Here is an 18,608-nt window from a genome sequence, read left to right as displayed (position 1 = left end):
CTGGCGGTGTGAGCCGCTTTCTTTTGCCTACTTTTCTTTGCGGCGGCAAAGAAAAGTAGGTGCCGCCCCGCACAGGGGCGACGCCTGAAGCACGCTAACGAATCGCGGATGCCAGCGCAAACAAAAGCAAACCACACCAGCGTCGCAGACACCAACAAACCCTACGTTAAGCAGCCCGCGCCGCAGGCGCAGCAGACGCCCACAACAACACCGGAATCGACTTCGAAGTCGGCGTATTACACACATCAGCAACGCTATTCAACGGCACAAGCGGATTAGTCTCCGGATAATAAGCCCCGAGACACCCTCGCGGAATATCATACTCAACAAGCAAAAACCGCTCGGCCCGCCGCTCAATCCCATCATCCCAGATGGTTTCCATATCGACCCAATCACCAGCCTTGAATCCGAGCATCGCCATATCAGCAGCATTCGCAAACACCACGCGCCGCTGGTTGTAAACCCCGCGATAGCGATCATCCATCGCATAGATGGTCGTGTTGTACTGATCATGCGACCGAGTCGTCATCAAGGTCATCGCACGTTCACCGTGCAGCTTCCGCGCGCGCTGGATCGGCGTATCGCGCTGAATCTGATGCACGACGAAGTTCGCCTTCCCCGTACCCGTCTTCCAGTCACGTTCACGCGAAGCAACCCGCAGATGAAACCCGCCCGGCTGCTCGATCCGCTTGTTGTACTCGTAAAAACCATCGATCGACCACTCAATCGCATCGCGAATCTTCGCGTAATCATTCGCGTAAGCAAGCCAGTCCACCTTCGCGCTGCCAAGCGTCGCCTCAGCGATTTGCGCAACGATACGCGTCTCCGACACGAGATTGGCCGACGCAGGCGTGTTCATCCCATACGACACGTGAACCATGCTCATCGAGTCTTCGACAGTCACACCTTGCGCAACACCATCCTGCAAGTCGATCTCAGTGCGCCCGAGCGTCGGCAGAATCAGCGCTGCCTTGCCATGCACGAGATGACTGCGGTTGAGCTTCGTCGTGATATGCACCGTCAGGTCGCAGGCGCGCAGCGCTTCCCACGTGCGCGGCGTGTCGGGCGTCGCGATCGAGAAATTGCCGCCCAGGCCAATGAACACCTTCACGTGGCCTTCGAGCATCGCCTCGATCGTTTCGACCACGTCGTAGCCGTGCCCGCGCGGCGGCTCGAAATCGAACACCTTGCCGAGCCGGTCGAGAAACGCGTCGGTGGGCTTTTCTTCGATGCCGATCGTGCGGTTGCCCTGCACGTTCGAGTGGCCGCGCACCGGGCACAGGCCCGCGCCCAGCCGGCCAATATTGCCGCGCATCAACATCAGGTTCGACAGCATGTGGACGGTCGGCACGGAATGCTTGTGCTGCGTGATGCCCATGCCCCACGTCGAGATCACGCGCTTGCCATTCGCGTAGATGCGCGCGAGGTTCTCGATGTCTTCGCGCGACACGCCCGATTCTTCGACCAGCGCGTCCCAGCTTTGATCGCGCAGATCGGCGGCGAACGCTCCGAAGTTCGCCGTGTGCTCTTCGATGAACGCGACATCGAGCACGCGCTCGGCGTTCTGTTCGACAGCGAGGTCGTCGAGTTCCAGCACGCGCTTGGCCACGCCTTTGATTAGCGCGAAGTCGCCGCCGATCTTCGGCTGGATGAACGTCGACGCAATCTGCACGCCCGACGACAGCATGTCCGTCACGTGCTGCGGGCTCGCGAACCGTTCGAGGCCGCGCTCGCGCAACGGGTTGATCGACACGATGGTCGCGCCGCGTTTCGCGGCGTCACGCAGTTCGTTGAGCATGCGCGGATGGTTCGTCGCCGGATTCTGGCCGAAGATCAGCAGCGTGTCGGCGTGCTCGAAGTCTTCGAGCAACACCGTGCCCTTGCCGATGCCGACCGTGGTCGGCAACCCGCGGCTCGTCGCCTCGTGGCACATGTTCGAACAGTCGGGGAAGTTGTTCGTGCCGTACATGCGCACAAACAGCTGGTACAGGAACGCGGCCTCGTTGCTCGCGCGGCCCGACGTGTAGAAGGCAGCACGATGCGGGCTGTCGAGCCCTTTCAGGTGCTTCGCGATCAACTGATAGGCGGCGTCCCACGAAATGGGTTGATACTTATCCGTCAGCGGATCGAACACCATCGGATCAGTCAGACGGCCATGTTGTTCGAGCGTGTAGTCGTCCTGCTTCATCAACTCGTCGACGGTGTGCTGTGCGAAGAACGCGGGCGTCACGCGCTTGCTCGTCGCTTCCGCAGCAACGGCCTTCACGCCGTTTTCGCAGAACTCGAAGGTCGACGCGTGCTCGCGGTCCGGCCATGCGCAGCCCGGGCAGTCGAAGCCGTCTGGCTGGTTCTGCTTGAAAAGCGTCTTGTACTTGCCCCCGGCGACCTTCTCCTTGACGAGATTGATCGCGACGTACTTCAATGCGCCCCATCCGGCGGCAGGCCCAATGTACGGTTCGATGCGGCCCGGTTTGGTGCTGGTCTTGTCCATGTGTTCTTTGCGTCCGGTGTGGCTTGATGATGAGGCTAGGGTAGTGGGGAATACCTGTACCCGGCGTGTACACAATGTGTGATAGAAAAAGAGTACAGTTGCGACTGTTATCGACCGAAAGGCTCAATTTCGGTGAACTGTGCTCAAAAGTTGGGCGCGACGCCCGTCCGCTGTGCCTACGGCAGAGGCATCTCTTGAAGCTTTACGAAGAACTGGCGAAGGAAATCGAAGGGCAGATCCGGCGCGGCGTGTTCCGGCCGGGTGAGCGCGTGCCATCCGTGCGGCAGACCAGCCAGCACCGGCAGATCTCCATCACGACGGTGCTGCGCGCGTATCTGATGCTGGAGAGCAAGGGCGTGATCCAGAGCCGCCCGCAGTCCGGCTACTTCGTGCGGCTCGGCGCGAACGACGCGCCGCCGCCCGTCCAGGAACTGGACGTATCGAAGCCGATCGCCGTGTCCGCGCAGGTCGACGTGAGCCGTCTCGTGCTGTCGACGCTGCGCTCCATCGGCAGCGACGAGGCCGTGCCGCTCGGCTCGCCGTATCCCGATCCCAGTCTGTATCCGTTCCAGAAGATCAACCGCTATGCCCACGCGATCGGCCGGCGCAAGACGCAATGGGGCGTCACCGACGAACTGCCGCCCGGCAATCCCGACCTGATCCGGCAGATCGCGCGGCGTTATCTGGAGAACGGCATCGCGATCGATCCGAACGAGATCGTCGTGACGGTCGGCGCGACGGAGGCGATCAATCTGTGCTTGCAGGCCGTCGCGAAACCGGGCGATACGGTCGCCGTCGAATCGCCGACCTTCTACGCGATGCTGCACGCCATCGAGCGCATGGGCATGCGCGCGATCGAAGTGGCGACGCATCCGCGCGAAGGCATCGACCTCGGCGCGCTCGCGCAGATACTCGACAAGCGCAAGATCGCCGCGTGCATGGTGATGCCGAACTTCCAGAATCCGCTCGGCTTCCAGATGCCCGACGACAAGAAGCGCGAACTGGTCAAGTTGCTGACGCGGCACGACGTGCCCGTCATCGAGAACGACGTCTATCACGAGCTGTACTTCGGCGACGTGCATCCCGGCGCGCTGAAGAACTACGACAAGAAAGGGCTGGTGCTGCATTGCGCGTCGTTCTCGAAGACACTCACGTCGGCGTACCGGATCGGCTGGGCGATGCCGGGCCGTTATCGCGAGCAGGTCGAAAAGCTCAAGTTTCTCAACACGCTGACCACGCCGTCGCTTCCGCAACTCGCGATTGCCGAGTATCTGAAGCAGGATGGCTACGAGCATCATCTGCGCAAGCTGCGCAAGGGCCTCGCGCAGCGCGCGAAACTGATGACGACGATGGTCACGCGCTTCTTTCCCGAAGGCACGCGCGTGTCGCATCCGATGGGCGGCTACGTGCTGTGGGTCGAGCTGCCGCCGAGCGTCGATTCGATGCAGCTCTACAAGCTCGCGCTGGAGCACGGCATCACGGTGGGTCCCGGCTATATGTTCTCGACCACGAACGGGTATAGCCATTGCATCCGCTTGAATTACAGTTATGCATGGTCGCCGGAAATCGAGAGCGCGCTGGTGACGGTCGGCAAGCTGGCGGCCGCGAGCATGCGCGAATGAGATGACGATTAGTCGAGAGGAGAACCGACTTGAATCCGAATGATGCGGCACACGACAAGCATTGCGAAGACGATGACGACGACAACGAACTCGATCCCACCGTCGAGCAGTTGCTGATGCTGCTATGGGAAGCGTCGCGCGAATCGCCCGGTAAGCCGTGGTCGCTCGCGAAGATCAGCAAGCGCGCCGATCTCCCCATGAGCACGTTGCGGCGCTATTTCACGCAGTTGCAGTCGGCGGGCGTGATCGCCGTGCAAATGGACGAGGAAGGGCGCGGCTCGGCGTCGCTGACGGGCGAAGGGCTGGAGTTATGCGAGGCGCTGTTCGGCGAGCCTTGAGTCGCGTGGATGCGCACTGAAGTGCAACGAAGCGCCCGCGGCGCTTACGGCGTGGCTTCTTCCGAAACCGGCAAGAACGACAGGCGCGACGCGACCAGCATTACGCACGTGAGAATCGCAATGCCCGTCAGGATGCCCGCGAGCCGCAGCATCGCGGCGTGCGGATCGGCGGACCACGCGTGGTCCTGCACGAAAACCATGATGAAGGCGATCGTGAACTGCCGGCCGATATAGCTCGCGCCCTCTTTGCCCGTCTGCACGTGGCAGCCTGCCCATATGCCCGCCGCCAGCGCGAGCAGGGACGGCACGACCTGGCCTTGCATCAGCGGCAATAGCGCAATCCCAACCGCGCCCGCGATCAGGCAGCCCACCATGCGTTGCACCATCTTGTCGGCGACGGGCTTCTGCGAGCGCACGACCACGGAAGTGGGCGGCAGGATCATCACTGCGATCGTCGTCACGAGCGCCTGCGCGAAGCCGGGCAGGTCGAGCGTGACGGTGAGCGCCGCGAGGATCGCAACGGCGATGCCCGCCTGCACGCCCAGCACCATGCGCGCATGGCGCAGGGTCTCGAAGGTGGGCGGCGGGGCGTTCGCGGTAGCGGCCGCCGCCGCGACGACTTTCGATGCGGGCCGGCGCCGCTCATACCAGCTGATGACGACGTGAAACGCGCCCGACACGAGGAGGCACGCAAACGTGCCGACGCACACCTCGGCGACGCGCATCATCGCAAACGACGCCGTCGGGCCGAACGCGATCAGCTTGTGCGCCTCGAACGTGACCAGCACCCACGTGATGCCGCCCAGCACCCACGCGTACGACGCCGACGAGCCGTTTCCGCGATAGACGCAGATGGCGCCGATCACGCCCAGCACGGGCACGAATAGCCACGGTCGATCGCCGATGATCGGGCCCAGCAGCGTGCCGAGCAGGCCGCCGAGAATGGTGCCGAGCACGCGATGCAGCGCGCGTTGCGCGGAAGCCGAGAAACGCGTCTGCATCACGGCGAAACCGCTGATGGCGGCCCACCAGGTATAGGGCAGATGCAGCAGATGCGCGAGCGCCACCGACAGCACGACCGAGATCACCGCTTCGACGCCGAACAGCGCGCGCTCGGGCGTCGGCTTCCAGGCGGCCAGTTCGCGGCCGAGCGCGGACACTGCTTCACGGCCGATCTGCGTGAACATGCGGGCGCGCATGCGAACCTCGTCGAGATGGTGTGTGTGAGTTCAGCGTGTGGCGATGGCGGCCGCGGCGCCCGCCATCATCGTCGCGCTGGTGCGGTTCGCGATCTTCACCGCGCGGCGGCTGGTCAGCAGCGTGCGTGCCTTGACGGCGGCGAGCGCCCAGATGAAATCGACGGACATCAGCACGGCTAGCATCGTCAGCGTCAGTTCGAGCCACGCGAGCGTGCCGACACGCGACAGGTCGACGATGGTCGGCAGCAGCGCCAGATAGAAAACCATGATCTTGGGATTGCCGAGCGTAACCATCAGCCCCGCGACGAACATGCGCCACGGCGACTGGCCGCTCGGCAGCGTGCTTTCGTGGACGTCGGTGGGCGCGAACCACATCTTCCACGCAAGGAACAGCAGATACGCGACGCCTGCGAACTTCAGCGCGATGAACACGAATACGAAGGTATGCGCGACAACCGCGAGGCCTGCGACCGCGCAGGTGAGCCACAGCGCTTCACCGATCCACATCGCGGCGAGAAACGGCAGCACGTCCCGGAAGCCGTTGGTGAGCACGCGGGCAACGAGCGCCGCGATGCTCGGGCCGGGCGAGCCCGCGGCAACGATCAGCGCGAGCGCGAAGACGAAAAGACCGGAAAGCGCCATCGAACGACTCCTTTGCGAAAGGGTCTGTGGCTGGATTATATCGGCGTGGCGGGTTGAGTTGCGCGGGCAAGCAGTGTCAATATGTCCGCTGAGCCTCTGCCAACCAACCCGATGCGACCGCCCGTCGTTCACTACCGGCCTGCCGTGCCCGAAGATGTCCCGTCGATTCGCGTCGTCGAATGCGAGGCGGCGCAGCGTTTCGTCAGCGTCGGGCTGACGGGAATCGCGGCTGCGCGCCCGATGGATGCGCCGTTCGTGCTGAAGAAGGTGGGGGCGTCGGAAGTGATCGTCGCGCAATGCGACGGCGAATGTGTCGGCTTCGTGATGTTCGCGATGCTGCGCGCGCGCATCTACGTCGAAGCGCTCGACGTCGTGCCCCAGCATGCGGGGCGGCGAATCGGCGCGGCCTTGCTCGATCAGGTTGACGTAAGGGCGCGAGAGACTGGCGCGACGTATGTCGAGCTATCGACGTTCCGGCATGTGCCGTGGAATGCGCCGTACTATCAGCGGCTCGGCTTTAGCGTGCTGGACGACGATGAACTCGATGCGGCGCTGCTGCGCATCCGCAATCTGCGGATCGCGCGTGGAGTCGATGAAACGAAGCGCGTGTTCATGCGGCGCGTGGTGAGGCCCGCTGAGCATGAATGAAAAAACGCGGCGGGAATCGCTCCCGCCGCGTTCATTGCACTACTGGCTGTTAGTTTCCAGCCCGTCGCGAGATCAGTTGACGGTTTCCAGCGCCGGATAATCGGTGTAGCCTGCTTCGCCTTGCGCATAGAAGGTTTCCGGAACCGGCTCGTTCAGCGGCGCATCCAGCTCGAAGCGGCGCACGAGGTCCGGATTCGCGATATACAGCTTGCCCCACGCGACAGCGTCCGCTTCGCCCGCGTCCAGCACCTTTTGCGCGCTTTCCTTCGTGAACTTTTCGTTGGCGATATACACGCCGCCGAATTCCTTCTTCAGCAGCGGGCCGATGCGATCGTCGCCGACCGCTTCGCGTGCCGCGATGAACGCGATCTTGCGCTTGCCGAGTTCACGCGCAAGATAGCCGAACGTCGCGGCGGGATCGGTATCGCCCATCGTGTGCGAATCGCCGCGCGGCGCCAGGTGCATGCCCACGCGATCCGCGCCCCACACGTCGATACACGCGTCCGTCACTTCGAGCATCAGGCGCGCGCGGTTTTCGATCGAGCCGCCGTATGCGTCGGTACGCTTGTTGGTGCTGTCCTGCAGGAACTGGTCGAGCAGATAGCCGTTCGCGCCGTGAACCTGAACACCGTCGAAGCCCGCCTTCTTCGCATTTTCCGCGCCCTTGCGATACGCGGCGACGATGCCCGGAATCTCCGAGATGTCGAGCGCGCGCGGCGTCACGAACGGACGCTGCGGACGCACGAGGCTCACGTGGCCTTCCGGCGCGATCGCGCTCGGCGCAACGGGCAGTTCGCCGTTCAGGAACACAGGGTCCGACACACGGCCGACGTGCCACAGTTGCAGGAAAATCTTGCCGCCTTCCTTGTGGACGGCGTCCGTCACGAGCTTCCAGCCTTCCACCTGTTCATCCGACCAGATGCCCGGCGTGTCGGCGTAGCCGAGGCCTTGCGGCGTCACGGAGGTGGCTTCGGAGATGATCAGGCCGGCGCTGGCGCGTTCGGCGTAGTACTTCGCCATCAACGCGTTGGGCACGCGCACGTCGCCGGCGCGTTGACGCGTGAGTGGCGCCATCACGATACGGTTCTTCAGCGTGAGATCGCCAATCTGGAGCGGGTCGAAAAGTGTCGGCATGTTGTGTCAATCCTTGCGGGCGCATGGCCCGATGTGTCGAGACTGCATTCGGGGAAAGCGAAGACGCCGGCGTGAATCAGAGATCCGCGTTCATGTGCGCGAGGAACGCCTCGATGACGGCCTCGTTGCGCTTGAAGAACACCCATTGACCGACGCGTTTCGACGTGATCAGCCCCGCGCGCTGCAACGCGGCGAGGTGCGCGGACACCGTGGACTGCGACAGACCGCAGCAGTCGTCGAACTGTCCGGCGCAGACACCGTGCTCGTACGAAAGCTCCTGCTCCGGGAAATACTTTCCCGGCTCGCGCAGCTTCGCAAGAATCACGCGACGCGCCGGGTTGGCCAGCGCCTTGTGGATCGCGTCGATGTCGATATCGGTAATCTTCGGGTTGGGCTTCGTGCTCATGAAACAGCGGACAGACTCTCTGGCCGGAATGTCGGCGTCTGAATCGCTATGGACCGAATCTTATATCGTAATTTCACGATATGTGTGGATGGCCTTACTCGTAATGGGGGTGATAGGTCTGTCTCATGCCCGGAAAAGATCCGTGCGTCGGGATATTCCGGATCCTGTACGAATTTGCGCGCAGTATGATTGATGGGTCAGACGCCACGGCACACATTCCGCCAATCGTTAGCATGTCTCAGCACGTGTCGTGACCAGGGCGTTCGCGAATCGCGTAGCGTCAATCGCATCCGGAGAGTCTGTAGTCGCGCATTCAGGACAAGTGTTCGAGATCGTAGAGACGCTGCCTTGAGCATTCAATTTCCGGGTCGCGAAGCGTCACTTCACAAATCCAATAGCCTGAGGTCGTACGTCGAGATGGAGGGGGGCTCAACGGCCTCAAAGCAAATGACACAGGTCATCAAAATTTTCTTGTCTTCTCCAGCCGATGTCATTGCCGAACAGCAGGCGGTGCTTGCACTGGCCGAAGAAATCAACGACGTCATCGCTTTTCTGTCCCCTGATCTCAACGTGCGGCTGGAAGTGTTGCGATATCAAGACAACGTGTACCCCGATGCGGGGCGTCCGCAAGACGTCGTCGACCGGCAAATGCCGAAGGACTTTGATATTTATCTCGGCATTATGTGGATGCGGTGCGGCACGCCCACCATGGACGATCCGAGCGGTACGATCCACGAATTCCGGCAGGCGATGAAGCGCCGGGAGGCGACGGGACGACCGATCGTCATGTTCTATTTCTCGGACGAGGCGCCTTCATCGCTGCCTCGCACGACAGAGGCAATCAGCCAGTTGGCCGGAGTGATGAAATTCCGCGACGAGCTTTCGCTAATCGGATTGACGATGTCCTACCCGGATCGGGCAAGCTTCAGGGAACGTGTGCGTGGCGGACTGCTGCGTGCCGTCGCCGACGTGCAGCATCGGCCATCGGCTGTGCGCGTCGACTCACCGGATACCGAAGCGTCGGCATTGGAAGTGCCGGCAAGTATCGCGGAGCTGGCGCGAAGTTATGACGAAGTCCGCGACACGATGCGTCCGGGTGCGGAGCGAACAAGGAAAATGACGGCCATTTTCTCCGACATGATGTCGCAAGCGCCCGTCGCGATCAAAGCCCTTGAAAGACTGAAGACAAGCAGGTCGGCGGGCGAGCGACTTGCGGCTGTCGCGCTGCTCAGGGCGTTTCCCCAAGAGGCGGAGATCAACTGGTTGGCTGATCGTCTGGACCCGGATGTCGAAACACCATTCGTTGGCTACCAGGCGGCGACTTCGCTCGCCCAGGCCGTCCGCAGCCTTCCTGTCGAGGCCGACGCGAACCTCGGACGCACCATCGACAAGGCGATGGCTTTGGCGAAACGCAATCCCAACGACCCGCCACGCATCCATATGCTCGAACAGGCTCGACAGGAACTGCTCGTCAAGCGACGAGTGTCGGACGCTTGAACAGTGTGACTGTCGATGCTTTGCCCCGCGCTATTTTTCTTGCTGTCATTGCGCATGCAACAGACGGTATCGACGGATACGGCCGCAAAGCTGCACGTCGATTCTGCTGGATTTCGCAATCAAGATCGAATCGCTTGCAGAAATCGAAACAAAACGATGGGCGAAGCGTTTCAGGCACATGGTCTTTATGAACCTGGCCCTTCGGTATGGCCGTGGTTGACGGCCGAAACGCGAAACTTCAGGTTCGTCGCCGATGGACCCATGACAAGGCCATCGAAGCAAGCCGCAAGCAGGTGGCGCGGTTCGTCGTTTCATGTGTACTCGACACGGCGGCAGATTCTTCGCTATCTGGAAGGGTGTAGTCCGATGGCGTACGATATGTTGACCCGAGGTTGCCTGGGTTCTGCGCCCTCGCGAAAGCGATGCCCGGCGAATTGCCGATGGGCGAAGAGCCCGAATGGAACGACTGAACAAGGCGTACAGGCGACTGCCACATCGTGCGTGAAGCGAGGGGGCCGACAAGGATGACGGATGTGACCGACATATTTTCGCCGAAGCGGGTCTTCCTGTTTAGCGGGCACATGATAGACAGGCCCGACCGCCCGAAACCGCGCTTTCCGCCGGAACGGGAAGACGCAGTGACGAAGGACATTGCCGGCGTGCTCGACAGGCTGCAAGCGGGCGCCGTTGATCTTGCCGTCTGTAGCGGCGCATGTGGGAGCGATCTGATCTTCGCGGAACTCATGCTCGGGCGCGGCGCACATGTCAATCTTCACCTGCCGTTCGAGCCAGCGGTGTTCGTGAGGGATTCCGTCGACTTCGCGAACGCAAACTGGCGCGAACGCTTCGACGCAGTCCGCGCGGACCCGGGCGCGCGCACCATCGTGTTGCCCGAAGCCCAGACGGCAGACGAGCGGCAGCTATCGCCGTACGAGCGCACGAATCTCTGGATGCTCGAGCGCGCGTTGAGTTGTGGAGCGCAGAAGGTCCACTTCATCTGCGTATGGGACGGTGCAGCGGGCGACGGGCCGGGCGGCACGGGCCATATGGTCGAGGCCGTCGAGGCGGCGGGCGGCATCGCGGAGCCTCCCATTCATCCTCTTGGGTTCACACGGTGAGGCGAACATGCCAAGACCTCTTTGCTTCGTCATCATGCCCTACGGCCGCAAGCCGACCCAGGCGGATCCCGCGCGCGGCCCCGGCGAGATCGATTTCAATGCGCTGTGGGACCGCGCGTATGTGCCCGTCATCGAGTCCTTGGGCTATGACGCCGTTCGCGCAGATCAGGACACGGGCGCAATGATCATCACGCAGATGCTCGAGCGCATCTACTACGCGGACCTCGTGCTCGCCGACATGACCATCGCGAACGGCAACGTCTACTACGAGGTCGGCATCCGCCACGCGGCGAAGCCCACCGGCTGCGTACTGCTCGCGGCGGATTGGTCGCAGCCGCTCTTCGACGTGGCGCAGTTGCGCACGGTGCGCTATCCGCTTGCGAACGGCGACGTCGACGATGCGACCGCGCAGCGCATTCGTGACACGATCGTGCCCGGCATCAAGGCGCTCACGGATGGGCAGTCGCCGATGTTCGAAGCCATCAAGGGGTTTCCTTCGTCGCCGGAGCCGGCCCTCGCGTCCACAATGAAGCAACGCATGGCGGAACTCGCCGCCTTTCAGTCCGCTGTGCGGGGCGTACGTCTGCTGCCCAAGCCGCAGCGCATGGCGCGAGCACAGGAACTCGTCAAGAAGCACGGCGTGCCGCCCTTGATGGCGAGCGTCGCGTTTGCGTTGCTGCTGCTTCTGCGTGATTCAGTTGAGGTTCCCGACGACTGGAACAAGCTGCTCGCCTTCATCGACGCGCTGCCAGAGGACTTCCGTCAGCAGCCCGAGGTGCAGTCGCAGCGCGCATTCACCGTGTCGCAGGCGGGGGACGTGCGCGAAGCGATCGAGCAGCTCGAGGTCGTGCTGGAGACGGCGGGTCCGTCGACCGAGCGCCTTGGGCTGCTGGGCGGCAGATACAAGCGGCTCTACCGCGATACAGTGGAGCCGTTCCAGAAGCGGCAATTTCTTGACCGGGCGATCGATTGCTACGAGCGTGGCATGGACCTCGATCTCAACGATTACTACTGCTCGTCGAATCTGCCGCGCTTGTATCGCGCGCGCAATGGCAAGGATGATCTGAAGCACGCGCATGTAATCTCGGCTGTCGTGAACGCCGCATGCGAGCGCGCACTACGGCGTGGCGTGACGGACGAATGGCTGCGCCCAACGTGGCTGGCGGCTGCCTTTGACGACGGCGATGCAGATCTCGCGGAGGATCTTGCGGAAAAGGTGGCGGCCGAAGGCGTGACGCGCTGGAAAATCGAAAGCGTATTGGCCGATCTTCGCGCGAGTGCTCAACTCGTACTGGACGAATCCCGGCGCGCACGGCTTATCGGCGTGGCCGACAAGCTGGCGGAGCAATCGGGCAGCGAGGGTAAGACGGGGTAAAAAACGTGTGGCGTCAGCTACGGTTTCAGTTGCATTTAGTTCGTGCTTCGGAGCTTGCTGACCGTTCACACGGTGGAACCCGGCATGTCGATACCGACCGAAAAGCGCAGGTCATTCCATGACGTGTTTCTGTCCTGTCGGCACCACGATGCCTGGCACATCGATCAACTCGAGAAGAGGATTGCGTCTTTTGGCTTTGAGCGGTTTCGCGACACGAATTTCCCGAATACGTATCACCAGAGCGCTGCTCAAACGATGCGTCCGCGTCCCGTTTCACGCTTTGGATGTGACCTTTGACGTGGTAATGGTTGAGGTCAACATGGCCTGGCCAGCACCGGGTTTTTTGGCGCGCTAGTGGCGACCTGCCGTCATCGAGTTGAGATGCGCGAGTTGTCCGTCCACCTCCGCATGCACGGTTTGCTGATAAACCTGCGCGGGAGTCCTGGCCGGCGTCGGCCCGCTATATGGCGGGACCCATCGGCCGCCCGGCAGGCCGGCGGAATGGCTGATCGGCAACTGGAGCGAGTTGTTGGCGGGCTGCGCGATGGAAGCGACACCGCGGGTCGATTGCGCAAACGCCGTCGACGCTGTTGCAACCAGAACGATTGCGATAACTGTACGTTTCATTTTGATCCCCAGGCAGTTAGGGAACGATCCCAGCGACTGGGAGGTGGAGATAAGATAAGACCGCGGGTACGCCTTTTCGTTCAGGTCGGTCATCTCCGGGCGCTCGCTTTTAGCATCGATCAGCGAACGACGGCCTTTCGAGGAAGAAGGACGGAGGCGTTCGCCGAAGTCGCGGCCTTTCGCCCTTCCAGAAAACTACTGATCCATCGGCGCATTTTGCCGCGGTGAAATTTAGTCCGTCGGGCTCGCAGCCTTGACTGATCCGCGTGTCGCGTTGGATGACGTATTACGCTCCCTTTCCCGTGAGAGCAACTCCTGCTTCAACATGAGTGCCTCGCTATTGTTGTGCTGCATTGAAAGCGCCCAAAAAATGCCCGAGCGCGCCATACGCAGGTCGTTTTTGTCGAGACCGCTGTGTGCTCGCGCAAGTGCGAGCGCCATCAGCCTTTGGTTCTTGTCGCTATCTCTCCCGCTGTTCGAAACCGAACTCTGCGAGGACATTGATTGTGACGGCTGCGGCGTCGCGGTCGACGGCTGAGCCGGTTCGGGTACGGCAACCGACGCGACCGGCGCAGGCGTTGTTTCTGCTGTCATTGTCGAACTTTGCGCCAACGCTGGATTTTGCGCCGAGCCTCGCGCGATTGCCGGCGCATCAACCGTCGCAGTCCGCGCTGCCTGGCTCGTGCCATTTGCCGTTACGCTACCTTGCGCAGTGTTTGATGCCGCTATTGGTTCTCCATCGACGGAACCATTATGGCGGGTCAACGATACCACTGCGCCGCAGAGCACCACTAATGCCACCAGAGTTAGCGCTGTCCCCGTTTTCATACGCCAACCACGGTAGCCGCCTGGCGATGGCGAAGGTGAACGCGTGCCGCCATTTGGGCCAGCGACAACCGGTCGGACGAAAGATGTCAGCCGGGACCGCCAGATCTGGCCCTTGGGCGCAACGTTTGGACGCGCCGCTGCAGCGCTTGCCGTTTTGGATGCCGTTGTGGCATTGGGCTTTTTTGTCGAGGTGCGTTCGCCGAACGCGAGCCTCGCAGGCGCTCCGCATTGTGGACAAAAATTGACTGGCTCGGATAACCTACCGCCGCACTGCGCGCACGTGGTCAAAGAATTCGGGCGACGAGCGGTTTGAGCGTCCATCGGCAAATGTTCCCCCTATAAATGCAACCGCTCCATGATGCGAACCGATACCGCGATCGCTATAAGATAAGACGAATGGAAACGGAGCGGGGCAAATTGCCAATATCGGTCAGCGGCGCACCAGCGTCAACCCGCTATGCCGAATTACGCAAGCACGCATCGGTCATATGTTAGCCCTTCGGCGCAAATCAGAAGGTTGATCTGTTAGTGGGGTCGATGTGTTTTTCTTTTGGATCTGCCAAGGTTCATCGGTGGATTTCGTCTCCCGATCACCACGTGGTCGACTCGATGTCTTGGACCTATTTGTCTCAGGCAAAGAGAAAGACTTCGACAAAATAGATAATAGGGTGTGCGTTGCGAACTGACATATGTTTAGGAATCTATAGCAAATGACATTGTTGCAGGAGGCAGAAAAAATTAACGGGACGTAAGAAAGCCTGATTGCTCAAATTACAAACTTCGCGACGATTTCGCTTAAGGAAACGCGAACGACTCAAGCGCATGTCGCCTGATGCATAACGAGTACATTGCCTTCAGATTACAAATTGGACATCTGGCACAAATCCAACGTGATGGTCATCCGGTTTGAGGTACGCTCCTCGACTCATGTTGGCTCGCAATCAAGGGGCGACTTCATGGCTTTCAGCGGAGAAAGGATCGATGTTGGAAAGGGCAAGGTTGTTCAATGCGAGCGTCCCGGACAGGAACGCATGGCGCACCAAAAAATTCTCGTTTTGCGCGCGCATTCTGTTAGGCGGTGCGCGACTGGGTATGTTCCTGTCGTTAGGCACATTCGCGAGTGTGGGCTTCGCGCAAGACAATGCTATTGCTGTGGTTGGAACCACACCGACGCAGATTCCTTCAATCGCGACTTGCGTCGCGTGTCACGGTGCGTTGGGTGCTGGCGAAGCGTCCGGCGCGCCGCGACTCGCGGGAAAGAATCCGCAGTACCTTGCCCACGCTTTGTCGATGTTCAAGGCAGGCACGCGGATCAGTGTGCCGATGCAGGCGGTGGCGCAGAACCTCTCGGACAGCGATATGCATACGCTTGCCGTGTTCTTTTCCGGGCAGCACCCGCCGATCGTGAAGGCTTCTCCGCCGCCTTCGCAAACGCTAGTGATGGCGGGCCGGCAACTGGCGGAGACGGGCGCAGGCGCTAGTGTCCCTGCGTGTTTCAGTTGTCACGCGGCAGGCGGCAAAGGCAATGGCGCGCGATTCCCGTCGATTGCGGGCGAGCCGTCCGCGTTCACGATCGCACGATTGCACGAATTCCAGGAACGCGCGCAATCCGCGCCGCCGAAGTCGGGCACGATGACGGCTGTTGCTGCTGCGCTCGACGAACAGCAGATCGAACAGGTCGCCGCCTATCTGTCCGTGACAGGGCCGTGACAGCCAGTAGAGCGCGTGCCGTTACGACGTATTGATCTCGCTCATCCATCGATCTTTACCGCGACACGCCCATCGATCCAATTACATGGAATAAGAGTGGCCTCTCTCTTCGCGTAACGCTTTGTTCTATTTTTCGAGGCTCGCGGGTGGGCACGGCCGGAAGAGCGACCGGTAGAGTGTGACAAAGACCACCGGATACGTCCCCGGCAGTCTTTGGGATTCGACTCAAATCTCGGCGTAGTCGATACCGGTCAGAACACCTAGATGCGCGACGGTGGTGAAATGCGAGGTGTGCTTCGTATCGATGTTCAGCTCGCGCACGTTGCCGCCCAGATCGGTCACGAAGGCCCGGCGCCCACGTGAGTCCAGAGACACGCCAATTCCCTCTTTCAGGTCGTGCGCGAGCACCTGGCGATCAACCAGCCCGGACGCCGTAATTCTTGCGCGATTCAAAGTATTTCCGTCATGCGTATCGTCGCCACGATCCGTCCAGTAAAGCATGCTGTCGCGGTGATCGATATCGAGGTCGATCGGTTCGGGCAGATCGGCCAGCAAACATTCGATGTCCGGGCGTCGATCGGGCGTCGCGGAAGGCGGCAACTCGATCCCCGCCCTGAAGATGCGGCCCTCTCCGCCATCCGGTGGTCCCTTTTGCGTCCAGTAGACGTGCCCGTTTGCTTTGTCCAATACGATGCCTACGCAATGGCGGGTCGCGTCGCGCGTATCCTCGGGGAAATTCCCGGTGCGGACCAGTTCCGTCACCTCGCTGCCATCCAGCCGCGCGCGCATGACTCGCATGCCTTCGCGATCGCACCAGTACAGGTGGCCGCCTTCCTTGTCCAGCACGAGTTCCTTGGGTGTCCCGGCCTTACCGGAAGGCACCAGCACACGATGCTCGCTGCCGTCGAGCTTCGCGCATTCGATCGTGCCGTCGTTCGGAGGAACTGCGCCGGAAGCGGGATCGCCATCGACCAGGTGGATGCCCGTTCCCATGTTGGTCCAGTAGACCAGCTGGTTTTCAGCATCGACCTTGATGCCGTCGGGTGTGCGCGTAAGGTTCGCGATAATCACTTCGTGTGAACCGTCCGGTGATAGAGCGATGATCGCCGGTGGACGTGCCTGCAGGATATACAGCGTACCGCCATTCTTCGTAGCCACAGTCAATACCCTCCATGAGGTCGCTATAACCATCGTCGTACTGGTGGAGTCGATCCGTCGACCCGCCGCTGCTGAACCGTTCCGGACAGACTACCTTAAATTGCTCGAGGACTCCCGGGTAGGGCGCGACTGTTGTCTCAAGCGGGTGTCCCTTGAGTTGAATGCGTTCATGTCGACGCCATTGTCCCTAGGTTGGCCGACGTGATGCGGCCATTCGCTTCAACGTTGCGCAGGGGTTCGATTACGTTCGATAGTCGTTTATGAAATCTTTGCGGGAAGACTGCAATTCTTTCGATAAACCGCAATGTCGATACCCATAGAATCGTGGCGCTGCGGATTCGCGGATGCAAAGTGGATCACATTCGATGGATGGCTAGCCATTACGGTGTCGGCAGATCCTTCGCTAATTCCTTGTCAACTGAGCGCGCGTTATCCGTAGCTTCTGGATGGACGGGGATCATGCACACATCATGATCTCTTTTTGTGACACGGCCTGGAGTACAAAGCAAGTGAAGAAGAAGATTATCGGTGCAGCTGTTCTTTCCGTTTTTGCAGTGGGGGTTCATGCGCAAAGCAGCGTCACCCTTTATGGATTGATCGATACAGGTATCGTCTATACGAATAACCAGGGTGGCAGCAGCGTGGTGCAGGAACAAAGCAGCATGCTGTCGAATGAAGTGTGGGGCTTACGGGGAAGTGAAGATCTCGGTGGCGGTCTGCGTACGATCTTCCGTCTTGAGAATGGCTTCAATATCCAAAACGGCAAGACCACATACGCGGGCACGATGTTCGGCCGTCAGGCTTTCGTCGGTTTGCAAAGCGATCTGTATGGAACGCTGACGTTTGGCCGCCAGTATGATTCCGTGGTCGATGATCTCGGCCCGATTGCATTGGCGAACAACGGCGATGGAAACAATCTGGCCGCGCATCCGTTCGACAACGACAACGTAGATGACTCGTTCTATATCAACAACTCGGTCAAGTACGTGAGTCCGACGTATCGGGGGCTGCAGGCCGAGGCGCTATACGGCTTCAGTAACGCGGCCGGTGGCTTTTCGAACAATCGCGCCTATAGCTTCGGTGTGACGTACAACGTTGGTCCTATCAATCTGGCGGCTGCTTACCTTCAACTGAATAACGGTTCGCTTTCGGGAACGGGAGCGGTGTCGAACAACGACTTCGTCAATTTCCCAGCTTCACGCCAGCGCGTGATGGGGGTTGGCGGCAACTACACGATCGGGCCGGCGTCTGTCGGCTTGTTGTGGACGCATACCCTGTTCGACAACACGCAGCCGGGCGCGAACTCTGTGATCGCCCAGTCGTTTGATTCGCTTCATTTCGACAACTATGAAGTCAATGTTCACTATGCCGTGACCCCGGCAATTTCGCTCGCAGGTGCCTATACGTTCACCCAAGGTGCGTTTGACGGAAGCACCGGTTCGGGTGACCCGAAGTGGCATCAAGTGACGCTGATGGCCGACTACGCCTTCAGCAAACGCACGGATGTCTATGTCGAAGGCGTCTATCAACACGCTTACGGTGCGACTGGTTCCGCGTTCGAAGGTGCGTTCATCAATGGCCTGGCGCAGGCTACGACGGGCAATCAGGTGGCGGCGACTGTTGGTTTGCGTACGCGCTTCTAACAGGGTTGTTCAATCTGATCATGTGCCTGGCGCCCGCACATCGTGCGGGCGCATTGATCGAGCGGGCTCTGCCTGCTTGGGCAGGATCGCGCAGCGCACCCGTATCGATCTTCGACTTCGGAAGAAAGGTCACTTTCAATTGCGTGTCTTGAAAAAGACGGTTATAGTTGAG

The 18,608-nt window shown here is 60.8% G+C and carries 15 protein-coding genes; 8 read left to right on the top strand and 7 right to left on the bottom strand.

Annotated elements, in window-relative coordinates; translation table 11 throughout:
* Positions 1–166: 166 nt before the first annotated feature.
* Positions 167–2,491, bottom strand: coding sequence for an FdhF/YdeP family oxidoreductase (locus BLT65_RS43405; protein ID WP_091790301.1), 2,325 nt, complete (start codon positions 2,489–2,491; stop codon positions 167–169).
* Positions 2,492–2,685: 194 nt separating this feature from the next.
* Here BLT65_RS43405 and BLT65_RS43400 point away from each other — a divergent pair, with 194 nt between their 5' ends.
* Both BLT65_RS43400 and BLT65_RS43395 read left to right on the top strand, forming a co-directional pair.
* Positions 2,686–4,113, top strand: coding sequence for an aminotransferase-like domain-containing protein (locus BLT65_RS43400; RefSeq protein WP_091790300.1), 1,428 nt, complete (start codon positions 2,686–2,688; stop codon positions 4,111–4,113).
* A 29-nt stretch (positions 4,114–4,142) separates the two neighbouring features.
* Positions 4,143–4,451 carry a helix-turn-helix domain-containing protein gene (locus tag BLT65_RS43395; protein WP_007744708.1) on the top strand — a complete coding sequence of 103 codons (309 nt, stop codon included), beginning with the start codon at positions 4,143–4,145 and terminating at the stop codon, positions 4,449–4,451.
* A gap of 44 nt (positions 4,452–4,495) precedes the next feature.
* On the opposite strand, the gene BLT65_RS43390 is transcribed toward BLT65_RS43395, so the two are convergent.
* Both BLT65_RS43390 and BLT65_RS43385 read right to left on the bottom strand, forming a co-directional pair.
* Positions 4,496–5,650, bottom strand: coding sequence for an FUSC family protein (locus tag BLT65_RS43390; protein WP_091790299.1), 1,155 nt, complete (start codon positions 5,648–5,650; stop codon positions 4,496–4,498).
* A gap of 30 nt (positions 5,651–5,680) precedes the next feature.
* Entirely contained in the window at positions 5,681–6,292 is a 612-nt protein-coding gene (locus BLT65_RS43385; RefSeq protein ID WP_091790298.1) for a LysE family translocator, read from the bottom strand.
* An 81-nt stretch (positions 6,293–6,373) separates the two neighbouring features.
* Between BLT65_RS43385 and BLT65_RS43380 the strand changes: the two genes are divergently transcribed.
* Positions 6,374–6,940: a GNAT family N-acetyltransferase gene (locus BLT65_RS43380; protein ID WP_244187055.1), complete on the top strand. Its 567-nt coding sequence runs from the start codon at positions 6,374–6,376 to the stop codon at positions 6,938–6,940.
* A gap of 72 nt (positions 6,941–7,012) precedes the next feature.
* Here the strand turns inward: BLT65_RS43380 and BLT65_RS43375 are convergent, their stop codons facing one another.
* Complete coding sequence (locus tag BLT65_RS43375) at positions 7,013–8,074, bottom strand: alkene reductase (protein WP_091790296.1); 1,062 nt, start codon at positions 8,072–8,074, stop codon at positions 7,013–7,015.
* Positions 8,075–8,150: 76 nt separating this feature from the next.
* Entirely contained in the window at positions 8,151–8,480 is a 330-nt protein-coding gene (locus BLT65_RS43370) for an ArsR/SmtB family transcription factor (RefSeq protein ID WP_042310854.1), read from the bottom strand.
* A gap of 447 nt (positions 8,481–8,927) precedes the next feature.
* On the opposite strand from BLT65_RS43370, the gene BLT65_RS43365 reads away from it, so the two are divergent.
* From BLT65_RS43365 to BLT65_RS43355, 3 genes are all read left to right on the top strand, one after another.
* The gene (locus BLT65_RS43365; RefSeq protein WP_091790295.1) at positions 8,928–9,977 is read left to right on the top strand and encodes a hypothetical protein; all 1,050 of its coding nucleotides are present in this window, start codon (positions 8,928–8,930) and stop codon (positions 9,975–9,977) included.
* A 638-nt stretch (positions 9,978–10,615) separates the two neighbouring features.
* Positions 10,616–11,095, top strand: a complete 480-nt coding sequence (locus tag BLT65_RS43360; RefSeq protein WP_208545899.1) for a hypothetical protein — start codon at positions 10,616–10,618, stop codon at positions 11,093–11,095.
* Between the two features lie 7 nt (positions 11,096–11,102).
* A complete protein-coding gene (locus BLT65_RS43355) occupies positions 11,103–12,470 on the top strand; it encodes a TRAFs-binding domain-containing protein (RefSeq protein ID WP_143036686.1) in 1,368 nt (455 codons plus the stop codon).
* A gap of 351 nt (positions 12,471–12,821) precedes the next feature.
* On the opposite strand, the gene BLT65_RS43350 is transcribed toward BLT65_RS43355, so the two are convergent.
* Positions 12,822–13,190, bottom strand: a complete 369-nt coding sequence (locus tag BLT65_RS43350) for a hypothetical protein (RefSeq protein WP_244187053.1) — start codon at positions 13,188–13,190, stop codon at positions 12,822–12,824.
* Positions 13,191–15,017: 1,827 nt separating this feature from the next.
* Here BLT65_RS43350 and BLT65_RS43340 point away from each other — a divergent pair.
* Complete coding sequence (locus tag BLT65_RS43340; protein ID WP_244187051.1) at positions 15,018–15,635, top strand: c-type cytochrome; 618 nt, start codon at positions 15,018–15,020, stop codon at positions 15,633–15,635.
* Positions 15,636–15,860: 225 nt separating this feature from the next.
* Here the strand turns inward: BLT65_RS43340 and BLT65_RS43335 are convergent, their stop codons facing one another.
* Positions 15,861–16,793 carry a hypothetical protein gene (locus BLT65_RS43335; protein ID WP_091790290.1) on the bottom strand — a complete coding sequence of 311 codons (933 nt, stop codon included), beginning with the start codon at positions 16,791–16,793 and terminating at the stop codon, positions 15,861–15,863.
* A 509-nt stretch (positions 16,794–17,302) separates the two neighbouring features.
* Between BLT65_RS43335 and BLT65_RS43330 the strand changes: the two genes are divergently transcribed.
* Positions 17,303–18,436: a porin gene (locus BLT65_RS43330; protein ID WP_091790289.1), complete on the top strand. Its 1,134-nt coding sequence runs from the start codon at positions 17,303–17,305 to the stop codon at positions 18,434–18,436.
* The last annotated feature ends 172 nt before the right edge of the window (positions 18,437–18,608 follow it).

It is taken from the genome of Paraburkholderia steynii (assembly GCF_900100565.1).
In the GTDB taxonomy this organism is placed as follows: domain Bacteria; phylum Pseudomonadota; class Gammaproteobacteria; order Burkholderiales; family Burkholderiaceae; genus Paraburkholderia; species Paraburkholderia terrae.
This window is presented reverse-complemented; position numbering and strand designations above follow the sequence as displayed.